The 9,766-nt window shown below is 65.5% G+C and carries 10 protein-coding genes, 1 tRNA gene and 1 pseudogene; 7 read left to right on the forward strand and 5 right to left on the reverse strand.

Annotated elements, in window-relative coordinates; genetic code table 11:
* Nucleotides 1–8 precede the first annotated feature (8 nt).
* The 4 genes and pseudogenes from EJC49_RS05330 to EJC49_RS05345 form a co-directional block, all read right to left on the reverse strand.
* Nucleotides 9–1,565 (reverse strand): annotated as a pseudogene (locus EJC49_RS05330) (type II and III secretion system protein family protein).
* Nucleotides 1,562–2,371, reverse strand: coding sequence for a Flp pilus assembly protein CpaB (gene cpaB, locus EJC49_RS05335; RefSeq protein WP_126698428.1), 810 nt, complete (start codon nucleotides 2,369–2,371; stop codon nucleotides 1,562–1,564). Before cpaB ends, EJC49_RS05330 begins: the two are co-directional and overlap by 4 nt.
* A 146-nt stretch (nucleotides 2,372–2,517) precedes the next feature.
* The gene (locus tag EJC49_RS05340) at nucleotides 2,518–3,039 is read right to left on the reverse strand and encodes an A24 family peptidase (protein ID WP_126698429.1); all 522 of its coding nucleotides are present in this window, start codon (nucleotides 3,037–3,039) and stop codon (nucleotides 2,518–2,520) included.
* A gap of 144 nt (nucleotides 3,040–3,183) precedes the next feature.
* Nucleotides 3,184–3,390, reverse strand: coding sequence for a Flp family type IVb pilin (locus tag EJC49_RS05345; protein WP_126698430.1), 207 nt, complete (start codon nucleotides 3,388–3,390; stop codon nucleotides 3,184–3,186).
* A gap of 305 nt (nucleotides 3,391–3,695) precedes the next feature.
* On the opposite strand from EJC49_RS05345, the gene EJC49_RS05350 reads away from it, so the two are divergent.
* The 3 genes from EJC49_RS05350 to EJC49_RS05360 all read left to right on the forward strand — a co-directional run bounded on the left by EJC49_RS05350 (nucleotide 3,696) and on the right by EJC49_RS05360 (nucleotide 5,532).
* Entirely contained in the window at nucleotides 3,696–4,127 is a 432-nt protein-coding gene (locus EJC49_RS05350; protein ID WP_126698431.1) for a pilus assembly protein N-terminal domain-containing protein, read from the forward strand.
* A gap of 156 nt (nucleotides 4,128–4,283) precedes the next feature.
* A complete protein-coding gene (locus tag EJC49_RS05355; RefSeq protein WP_245453276.1) occupies nucleotides 4,284–4,862 on the forward strand; it encodes a TadE/TadG family type IV pilus assembly protein in 579 nt (192 codons plus the stop codon).
* Between the two features lie 31 nt (nucleotides 4,863–4,893).
* Nucleotides 4,894–5,532, forward strand: a complete 639-nt coding sequence (locus EJC49_RS05360) for a TadE/TadG family type IV pilus assembly protein (RefSeq protein ID WP_126698432.1) — start codon at nucleotides 4,894–4,896, stop codon at nucleotides 5,530–5,532.
* Between the two features lie 5 nt (nucleotides 5,533–5,537).
* Here EJC49_RS05360 and EJC49_RS05365 read toward each other — a convergent pair whose 3' ends face one another.
* Entirely contained in the window at nucleotides 5,538–6,419 is an 882-nt protein-coding gene (locus EJC49_RS05365) for a phosphate/phosphite/phosphonate ABC transporter substrate-binding protein (RefSeq protein WP_170314623.1), read from the reverse strand.
* 127 nt (nucleotides 6,420–6,546) lie between these two features.
* On the opposite strand from EJC49_RS05365, the gene EJC49_RS05370 reads away from it, so the two are divergent.
* The 4 genes from EJC49_RS05370 (at nucleotide 6,547) to EJC49_RS05385 (ending at nucleotide 9,693) form a co-directional block, all read left to right on the forward strand.
* Nucleotides 6,547–7,785 (forward strand): phosphopentomutase, encoded by a 1,239-nt coding sequence (locus tag EJC49_RS05370; RefSeq protein ID WP_126698434.1) that lies wholly within the window; start codon nucleotides 6,547–6,549, stop codon nucleotides 7,783–7,785.
* Nucleotides 7,778–8,671 (forward strand): bifunctional DNA-formamidopyrimidine glycosylase/DNA-(apurinic or apyrimidinic site) lyase, encoded by an 894-nt coding sequence (gene mutM, locus EJC49_RS05375; RefSeq protein WP_126698435.1) that lies wholly within the window; start codon nucleotides 7,778–7,780, stop codon nucleotides 8,669–8,671. Before EJC49_RS05370 ends, mutM begins: the two co-directional genes overlap by 8 nt.
* A 35-nt stretch (nucleotides 8,672–8,706) precedes the next feature.
* Nucleotides 8,707–9,480, forward strand: a complete 774-nt coding sequence (locus tag EJC49_RS05380; RefSeq protein WP_126698436.1) for an enoyl-CoA hydratase — start codon at nucleotides 8,707–8,709, stop codon at nucleotides 9,478–9,480.
* 123 nt (nucleotides 9,481–9,603) lie between these two features.
* Nucleotides 9,604–9,693 (forward strand) — tRNA-Ser (locus EJC49_RS05385).
* The last annotated feature ends 73 nt before the right edge of the window (nucleotides 9,694–9,766 follow it).

Here is a 9,766-nt window from a genome sequence, read left to right on the forward strand (position 1 = left end):
CCCCCGGATCACTTGTAGATGAAGCCGACGACGCCGTGATACCGGCCGTTGGGCTTGTCCGTTTGCATCGTGCCGTAGACGCGATTGACGCGGCCAAGGAAGATCCCGGCGCCGTCGCTCGCGGCATTGAAGTTGTCGTCCGGGCGCGCCAGCTGCTGGCGGGCAACCGGGCGCGACAGATAGGGCGTCACGATGATCACCAGCTCGGACTCGTTGCGGACGAAGTCCCGGCTGCGGAACAGGGTCCCCAGCACCGGCAGCTTGGTCAGGCCGGGAATGCCGGACGAGACCTGGCGGATGTCGTCGCGCACGAGGCCCGCGATCATCATCGAGCCGCCGGACGGCAGTTCGACGGTGGTGTCGGCCAGGCGCTTGCGGATCGACAGCATGTTCGTGCCGTTGTTCTGGCCGCCCGAGCCCATCGCGACCGAGCCCTCGGTGGTGGGCTCGGAAACCGACGTCCGGATCTTCAGGCTGATCCGCCCCGGCGACAGCACGGTCGGCTGGAACTCCAGCCCGATGCCGTACTCGATCTTCTCAACATCGTAGCTGATGGCGCCCGTGTCGGAATCGACGGACTGGCCGGTAACCAGATTGAACTCGCCGCCAACCTTGAAGACGGCCTTCTCGCCCGAGATCGCCGTGAGGGTCGGCTCGGCCAGCGTCTTCATGACGCCCGCCTGCTCCATGGCGTTCAGGTAGGAGTTCAGGGTGGTGGAGCCGAGCGCGGCGCCCACGTTCAGCTGGTAGTTCGACATCTGCTATCCGAGGCCGGAGATGCCGTCGGTGAAGGTGTTCCAGGAGATGCCGTTGGACGTGCCCGACGTGATCATGTTCACGCCGAGCTGCTTCATCACGACGCGGCTGACTTCGGCGACCGTGACCTTGAGCGTCACCTGGTCCTCGCCGATGATCTTCAGGAGGTTGATGATGGCGCTCTTCTGCCGCTGGGAATCGGGGTTGTTGATGTCGACCCCGCCACCGTCGGTGGGGGCCGCCGCCGTCTGGGCATACTGGCCGGTGGTCGCCTCGCCGCCGGTGACGAAGGCCTGCGCCAACTGGACCGCGCGCGCGGCGTCGAGTGGCGTTTCCACCGTGCCGGAGAGAACGACGTTGTCGTTCAGGAGTTCGACCTTGATGTCGGAGTTGGGAACGAAGCGTTCGAGATAGTCCTCGAGCCCGGCCACGTCGCGCTCGATGGCGAGATCGAGATTGGCGATCTGCTCGCCATTGGCGCCGAACACGAAGATGTTCGTCTCGCCAACCTGCTTGCCGAAGAGGTAGATGCGCCGCGCCGTGCGCGTCACCGCGTCGGCGACCGACGGATTGGCCACCAGGATGTCGTAGGCATCCTGCGGCAGGTCGATCACCAGCGACTTGTTCAGGCCAAGCTTCACCCGCTGAGCCCCCGCGCTCGACCGGACGGAACTCTGGTTCGCCTCAGCGATCGACACGCCGCTCGCGATGACCATGCCCGACAGGGCGGTCGCCGCGAGCACGATTGCCGCAAATCGTGTCAGGCTGCGGCCGCTGCCGCGGGTCGTCTTGCTTTCAAGCGACGTCATTTGCGCGCTCCAACTTCGGTGACTTGGCCCGACCGGATCAGGCGTACGGTTCCCCTGCGGCCGTTGCCGGACACCAGGTAGTCGGCGTCGTCGGCAGGCGGTTCCTGCGTATCGGTGATCGAACGCAGGGCGAGCGTCAGGCGATCGGCCATCTGCTGCGCGACGGTGATGATTTCGGATTGCTGGGGCGTGAGCTCGAGCGTCGCCGTCTCGCCGACCTTCACGCGCTTGCCCTCCTCGTTTTCCTGGATCATCTGGTCGATGGCCAGGACGCGGATGTTCTTCAGGATCGTTTCGGTTACGAAACCCTGCGCCGAACCGCTCTCGCCGCGCCTCGTCATGATCACGTCGACGAAGTCGTTGGGCAGGATGAAGCCGCCAGCCGAGGTATCGGCCGAAATCTGTGTCGCGACGGCGCGTTTGCCGGAGGGCAGGATGGCGGACATGAAGCTCTGCCCGTGCCCGATCAGCTTCGAGCGGCGGACGGGCTCGCCCTTGTACATGGTGAGGCGGGCGACCGAACCCCGCAACAGTTCCAGCGCATCGGCTTCCTCGTTGCGCAGGATGTAGCCTTCGGTGACGGCTGCCTGAGGCCAGGACTGCCATCGCATCTGGCGTTCGAGCGGCTGCCCGGCCGGAACGTCCTCGGAGAGCACGAGCACGTCGGTCAGCGGGATCGACGGCACGACCGGAGCCGCCGCGACGATTTCGACCGGCGGCTTGGTGGCGATGTTCTTGGCGATGTACCCGGCACCGCCTGCGGCAACCGCGGCGACGCCCAATACGATCAAGCGTGAAGTATTCATCGACCCGAACCTTTACTCGGCGAATGTGCTCACCGATCGGGACAATGACGCGGAAATCGTCAAATTACGGTTAATGGAATGCTTACAGCCGTGCTTAATTTAGCGTTTACGGTCCTGGTTCGAGCCGGCCGAACGTGGTGCCGGTCTCAGCTTCCGGCCAGTCGCGCAAATGCCCACACGGCCAGAGGTGAGGAGGGGAAGGCCATGAATCCGCCCATGGCGAGCGCGATCCCGTAGGGAATGCCGACCGTCGTGTCGGCGATGTTCCGCAGCAACGGATTGTTGCCGACATAATCGCGGATCGGCGAGTTGCGGAACCTCAGGATGGCGAGCGTCAGCAGCCCGCCGCAAGCGGCCGACAGCAGGACGTAGGTTGCAAGCGGCATGCCGAAGCCCATCCACAGGGCGGTCGCGGCAAGCAGCTTGGCATCGCCGCCCCCCATGCCGCCGATGGCGAACAGCGCGAAGGTCACCGCCAGGACGAAGGCCATCGCGGCGAAATGCATGCCGTAGGTCTGCCAGTCCATGCCGGTCAGCGGCGCAATGACGGCAAAGGACGCAACGAGGATCAGCGACACCCGATTGGCAATGGTCATCGACAAGAGATCCGAAACGGCCGCGAAGGCCAGACAGAGCGGAAAGATGACGAAAATGGCTGCCTCGAGCATGTCCTCTGGTCCCTTTGTGTCCGGTTGGTCTCGCCGTCATGCCCGGACCCTTACGCGAATCCCGGCCGGCGGGCGCTGGGCAAGAAAAAGGCCGCCCCGTGAGGAGCGGCCCTTTCTCTTGAATACCGCTTGCGCGACTTGCGATTACTCGTCGCCTTCACCGCCGCCGCCGCCAGCGCCGCCAGCGCCGCTGACCTTGCCCGAGATCTCGGAAAACTTGGCGTCGAGGCTGGTGCCGAGGGCGCCTGCACCGGCCATGATGGCGACTGCGATGAGGGCAGCGATCAGACCATACTCGATGGCGGTCGCGCCGGATTCGTTCTTCAGGAAGCGAGCGAAAAGCTTGGACATTGGGAACTCCTAATCCACGTGTTTACAGCGAGCCCGTCAACGTTCTTGGTGTGTTGATCGGATGTCCCAACACTACGAGGGAGGCATTTCGATCGGCTTAAGAAACAGAATTACCGGTTTCCTAACGGCTTCCACACGTTGTGATAGTTAACATCCGGCGAACAACCGGCTGCGGCGGGCCGTTGACTTTCGTCGTGCTCGCTCGGACTAAACAGGCGAGGTGTGGGATCCGCATGCTCGTGCCTTAACCTCGGATTCACCAATCCACTTCATGATCCGCTAATCATTCTGGATCGGAGCCTCTCATGGCGCGGAAACTCCTTCTGTCATTCGGCGTAGCGGCGGCCTGCCTGACCGTGTCGGCGATCGTCGCCCCCCCTGCCCAGGCCGAGGCGGGCATCCGCATTCTGATGAACGAGGCAAAGATCGTGAAACTGGCCCAGCCGGCGGATACGATCGTCGTCGGCAACCCCGACATCGCGGACGCCTCGGTCCAGGACGCGACCACCATCATCCTGACAGGCAAGGGCTTCGGCGTCACCAATCTCGTCATTCTGGACGAGACCGGCGCACCGATCGTGGATGAACAGGTCTTCGTCAGCCGGCAGGACGCAAGATCGGTCCGCATCTATCGTCGCTCGGAAGTCCAGACGCTGTCGTGCACCCCTTATTGCGAGGGGGCCTACAAGAGCGACGCCGAGCGAACGTCCGAAGCCGAGATGAACGTCAGCCGCTGAGCGGCCGCGTTGGACGATGCGAGACCGAAACGCGCTGCAGGATTTCTGAAGCTTTCGTTAAAGTCGCCGCCACAAGTTGAGGCTTCCGTAAAACCGGAAGTCAACAGCCACGCGCTATCGTCACGATCGACTGCATAGGGGCAGTGGGATCGGGACATGAGCAAGTGGATTTCCATTCGCAGGGCAATGCCTCAGGGCAGGAACCGCGATAGCCGTCTGGTGCGCTTCGTGCGCGACGAGAACGGCGCGATCGCGATCGAGTTCGTCGCCCTGGCGCTTCCGTTCTCGATGCTCGTCTTCGCCATCCTGGAAAGCAGCGTCTCCTTCGCCGGCCAGCAGGTGCTCGTCAACGCCGCCGACAACATTGCCCGGCAGTTCCGCACCGGGCAGATCAAGTCTTCGGAAACGAACGAGGTCAAGCTCCGGACCATGGTCTGCGACGAACTCAAGATCATCGTCGCCGCAGGCTGTCCGGGGCTGGAGATCGACCTGCGCCAGTTCGCGACGTTCGAGGACGCCGCGAAACTGCGGATCAAGTACACCGCTGGCGGCGACATCGACACCTCTGACTTCAAGGTCGATCCCGGCCCTTCGCTGAGCAAGAACACGTTGCGCCTCTTCTATCGCTGGCCGGTGATGACGGACGTGATGCGCAAGTCGATGTCGAACATCGGCAGTGGCTACACGCTCCAGTTCGCGACGGTCACCTGGCAGAACGAACCCTTCGACGACTGAGGCTGCACCCATGACCACCCCGGACGACAGCATGTCTCGAACCGATACGACGCCGGAACGCCCGCAAGGCATCCTGTCCGGTCTGCGCGCCCATTTCGGTCGGCTCGGCCGCGACCGCAAAGGCGTCGCCGCGATCGAATTCGCCTTCATCGCGCCGCTTCTCCTGGTCACCTACTTCATGACGATGGAGGTCTCCCAGGGGCTCGAGGTGAGCAAGAAGACCGGACGCATCGCGATCATCGTCGGCGATCTCGTGACCCAGCAACAGTCGCTCAACAAGGCGGATCTCGATTCCATCATGCGGATCGGCGAGGCGGTGATCCAGCCCTATAGCCGCAGCGCGCCCTCGGTCTACGTGACCGCGATCGAGATCTCCGACGAGGAGAAGCCGAAGGCGACGGTCGCCTGGTCGCGCAAGCTCGTGGGCGGCGCCACGAGCAGCTATCTGCCCGCGGGTTCGATCGTCACGACGGTTCCGCAGAAGCTCATGATCCGGAACACGTTTCTGATCCGCGCGGAATCGAAGCTCGAATACACGCCGGTCGTGGTGTGGAGCGCGGGCGACAGTGCCTCCTTCGGCATGAAATCCGCCTTCGACAAGCTGGACATGAGTGACCGGTACTTCCTGCGCCCGCGCATGAGCCAGAAGGTCGGCTGCAACGACTGCTGAGCGGTTCAGCGCGCCTCGACGGCTGCCGCGAGCTGAAGCGCCATGGCGTTGGCAGTGGCATAGTCCGCGTCGGTGACCCGGACGAAGCCACCCTGCCTCAACGGCTCCAGATGCTGGAACACGTCCGGTTGTACCTCGTGAAGCGCGGTGAGGAATCCGACGAGGGCATTCTTGGTGGCGGCGGGCATGTCGGAACGCACGGCATGCGGCCCATAGCGAAGCGGCTGCGTCTCCCAGGCGATCTCGATGGTCTCTGGCTGGAGGCCGGCTTCCAGAAGCCGCGAAAGGGTTCCCCCCTGCTGCGCCGGGCCGGCGCGGGAGGGCACCCAACCGATGATCCCGTCAACGTCACCCGACACGAACATCGCCTCGGCCTGCGAGGCGGTCTCGACCTCGACCAGGCGCTCGGCCCCGGCCTGGGCAGCGGGACGGGCGTGCGACAGCCAGTGCGGCATGTCGCCGGGCACGGTCGCCACGGTCGCGGGTTGGCCGGCGTCCTCCCGGCGCCGGATGAGGACGGCGCGGATGCCCGTCGCGCCGTCGCTGCCGATCGGCGCGACGATCGGCTCGATGCAGCCACAGGCAAGCCGTGCCGCGGCATAGGCGGCGGCCGAGTAGATGCCGTAGTCGATCCGGCCGCGCGTTTGGGCGTCGATCAGGGCGGCGAAGTCGCGGGCGACGAAGATCTGGGTAGGAAGGCCCGTCGCCTTCGAAAACGCTTCTTCGATCTGCACGGCGCCGTCGATCGCGACGCCGGTGGCCGGATGCGCCACCAGGCCGATCCGCAGCGTGGCGAGCGGACCTTCGGCCATGGAAGCGGCCGGCTGCATCCACACCAGCGCCGCGAGGGTTGCGCGGACGCTCCAGCGCGCTGTCCTGCTCTTCATGGTCGACCACCCTGCATTCACCGCTTTCACCATGCCGTCGTATTCTTGCGGTTTGGTTTCCGAATTGCCAATGCGCGGCAACATTCCTATCTGTCGTCATCGGCGGTCTCTTGCATGGACATCCCCTATGGCGCGCGCCTTCCTCTTCGTCCTCGATTCCTTCGGCATCGGCGGGGCGCCCGACGCTGCGCGGTTCGGCGACGAGGGCGCTGACACGTTCGGCCACATCGCCGCCGCCGCGGCTGGCGGCGAGGCCGACCGGCCGGGGCTTCGCGCAGGACCGCTCGAACTGCCGAACATGATGGCGCTCGGTCTGGGCGAGGCGGCACTGCTGTCGACCGGCTCGTGGCCGGCCGGCATGGCGCGACCCGCACCGACGGGCGTCTTCGCCGCCGCGCAGGAGGTTTCGAGCGGCAAGGACACGCCGTCCGGCCATTGGGAGATCGCCGGCGTGCCGGTGCCGTTCGACTGGGGCTATTTTCCCGAAACGATGCCGACCTTCCCGCCGGACCTCGTCGACGCCATCATCCGCGAGGCGCGGCTGCCCGGAATCCTTGGCGATTGCCACGCATCGGGCACCGAAATCATCGCCCGGCTGGGCGAAGAGCACATCCGCACCGGAAAGCCCATCTGCTACACGTCCGCGGACTCGGTTTTCCAGATCGCCGCGCACGAGGTGCATTTCGGCCTCGAGCGGCTCTACGACCTGTGCCGGATCGTCCGCCGGCTCGTCGATCCGCTGAACATCGGTCGCGTCATCGCGCGGCCCTTCGTCGGGGAGAGCGCGGCGGACTTCGTGCGCACCGCCAACCGCAAGGACTACGCCGTGCCGCCGGCCGAGCCGACCCTGCTCGATCGCGCCGTGGCGGCTGGCCGGAGGGTGATCGCCGTCGGCAAGATCGGCGATATCTTCGCGCATCAGGGCGTGACAGAGGTGCGCAAGGCGCCGGACAACATGGCGATGTTCGACGCGGCCCTGGGCGCCATCGCGGACGCCGGGGAGGGCGACCTCGTCTTCGCCAATTTCGTCGATTTCGATTCGAGCTTCGGCCACCGCCGCGACGTGGCCGGCTATGCCGCCGCGCTGGAAGCCTTCGACCGGCGCCTGCCGGAGGCGCTGGCGCGCCTGAAGCCCGGGGACATCCTCCTGCTGACGGCCGACCATGGCTGCGATCCGACCTGGCGCGGCACCGAGCACACCCGCGAGCGTGTGCCGGTGCTGGCGATCGGACCCGGCCTGCCGGCCGGTTCGGCCGGGGTGCGCGAAACCTTTGCCGACATCGGCGAGGCGGTCGCCGCGCATCTGGGCCTTCCGCCCGGCCCGCACGGCCGCTCGTTTCTGGCCGATCGCGTCGACCATGCCTGAATTGCCCGAGGTCGAGACGGTTCGGCGCGGCCTGTCGGGCACACTGGAAGGCGCGCGCATCGTGTCGGTCGACCAGCGTCGGCCGGATCTCCGCTTTCCCTTTCCGGCCGACTTCGCGGCCCGGCTCTCCGGTCGCCGCATCGAGGCCCTGTCGCGGCGGGCAAAATACCTGATCGTCCATCTCGACGACGGGCTTGGCCTGATCTGCCATCTCGGCATGTCGGGGTCCTGGCGCATCGAGCGCGACGCGGACGCACGCACCCCGGGCGTCTTCCATCACGAGCGCTCCAAGCTCGCCGCGCATGATCACGTCGTCTTCCGGCTGACCGGCGCAGATGGCGCATCGAGCCGCGCCGTGTTCAACGATCCGCGCCGTTTCGGCTTCATGCTGTTTGCGGAACCCGGCACGCTCGCCGAGCATCCGCTTCTCAGCGGCCTCGGCGTCGAGCCCACGGGCAACGAACTCTCCGGTGACCTGCTGGCCACGCTCTTTCGCGACAGGCGCGCCCCATTGAAGGCGGCGCTGCTCGACCAGCGGCTGATTGCCGGGCTCGGCAACATCTATGTCTGCGAGGCGCTCTGGCGGGCCGGCCTGTCGCCGCGCCGGGCAGCCGGCACGCTGGCCACGGCAACTGGCCGCCCGACCAAGGCCGCTGGCGCGCTTGCCACCTCGATCCGCGAGGTCATTGCCGATGCCATCGCCGCCGGTGGCTCGTCTTTGCGCGACTACGTCCAGGCCGACGGCTCGCTCGGCTATTTCCAGCACGCCTTCGCCGTCTACGACCGGGAGGGAGAGGCTTGCCGCAAATCGGGCTGCGACGGCGTGGTGCAACGCGTGGTGCAGTCCGGCCGCTCCACTTTCTATTGCCCCTCCTGCCAGCGTTAGCTAATCCGGATCAGGCCCAGCCTTGGAGGACGTCCATGCCCTACGAAACCATCATCGTCGAAACCCGGTCCCGCGTCGGGCTGATCACCCTGAACCGCCCGAAGGCCCTGAACGCGCTGAACACGACCGTGATGGCGGAGATGGTCGCGGCGCTGAAAATCTTCCAAGAGGATGCCGGCATCGGCGCGATCGTGGTGACCGGCTCCGAGAAGGCCTTCGCGGCGGGCGCCGACATCAAGCAGATGCAGTCGATGGACTACATCGACGCCTTCATGAGCGACTTCTTCGGCGGCTGGGAGGAGATGACCCGGGTTCGCAAGCCCATCATCGCCGCGGTCGCCGGCTATGCGCTCGGCGGCGGTTGCGAGCTCGCCATGATGTGCGATTTCATCATCGCCGCCGACAACGCGAAGTTCGGCCAGCCGGAGATCACGCTCGGCGTCATGCCCGGCATGGGCGGCTCGCAGCGGCTCACCCGCTTCGTCGGCAAGGCAAAGGCAATGGACATGTGTCTGACGGGCCGCATGATGGACGCCGCCGAGGCCGAGCGCTGCGGCCTGGTCTCCCGCGTCGTCCCGGTCGGAGACCTGATGGAGGAGACGCTGAAAGCCGCGGCCAAGATCGCCTCCTTCTCGCTTCCTGCCGTCATGATGGTCAAGGATGCGGTCAACCGGTCCTACGAAACCACGCTGGCCGAAGGCCTGCTCTACGAGCGCCGCATGTTCCACTCGCTCTTCGCCTTCGACGACCAGACCGAGGGCATGACCGCCTTCGTTGAAAAGCGCAGCCCCAATTTCCGTCACCGCTGAGGCCGGCAGGTCTTGGCGCAAGACGACATCGATGACACAAACATGAAAGACGGCTTGGCATCGGGGTCCAGATCGACTAGATGAGCCCCGCGTCCCTTATCGCTCCGGCGGTTCGACGCATGCGGAGAGGTGGCCGAGTGGTTGAAGGCGCACGCCTGGAACGCGTGTATACGGGAAACCGTATCGAGGGTTCGAATCCCTCTCTCTCCGCCATCGCTCATCTGTTGTACGACTCGGAGACATGGGTGACAGTTTGTACCTAAGACATGGGTGACAACCTCGTGCC

The sequence above is a fragment of the Aquibium carbonis genome (genome assembly GCF_003970795.1).
Taxonomy (GTDB): Bacteria; Pseudomonadota; Alphaproteobacteria; order Rhizobiales; family Rhizobiaceae; genus Aquibium; species Aquibium carbonis.

Excerpts from the sequence above, each read along its gene's own strand:
- cpaB (WP_126698428.1), bottom strand. The coding sequence starts at position 2,371 with ATGAATACTTCACGCTTGATCGTATTGGGCGTCGCCGCGGTTGCCGCA.
- EJC49_RS05360 (WP_126698432.1), top strand. The coding sequence starts at position 4,894 with ATGTCTCGAACCGATACGACGCCGGAACGCCCGCAAGGCATCCTGTCC.
- EJC49_RS05350 (WP_126698431.1), top strand. The coding sequence starts at position 3,696 with ATGGCGCGGAAACTCCTTCTGTCATTCGGCGTAGCGGCGGCCTGCCTG.
- EJC49_RS05370 (WP_126698434.1), top strand. The coding sequence starts at position 6,547 with ATGGCGCGCGCCTTCCTCTTCGTCCTCGATTCCTTCGGCATCGGCGGG.
- EJC49_RS05380 (WP_126698436.1), top strand. The coding sequence starts at position 8,707 with ATGCCCTACGAAACCATCATCGTCGAAACCCGGTCCCGCGTCGGGCTG.
- EJC49_RS05365 (WP_170314623.1), bottom strand. The coding sequence starts at position 6,419 with ATGAAGAGCAGGACAGCGCGCTGGAGCGTCCGCGCAACCCTCGCGGCG.
- EJC49_RS05340 (WP_126698429.1), bottom strand. The coding sequence starts at position 3,039 with ATGCTCGAGGCAGCCATTTTCGTCATCTTTCCGCTCTGTCTGGCCTTC.
- EJC49_RS05345 (WP_126698430.1), bottom strand. The coding sequence starts at position 3,390 with ATGTCCAAGCTTTTCGCTCGCTTCCTGAAGAACGAATCCGGCGCGACC.
- mutM (WP_126698435.1), top strand. The coding sequence starts at position 7,778 with ATGCCTGAATTGCCCGAGGTCGAGACGGTTCGGCGCGGCCTGTCGGGC.
- EJC49_RS05355 (WP_245453276.1), top strand. The coding sequence starts at position 4,284 with ATGAGCAAGTGGATTTCCATTCGCAGGGCAATGCCTCAGGGCAGGAAC.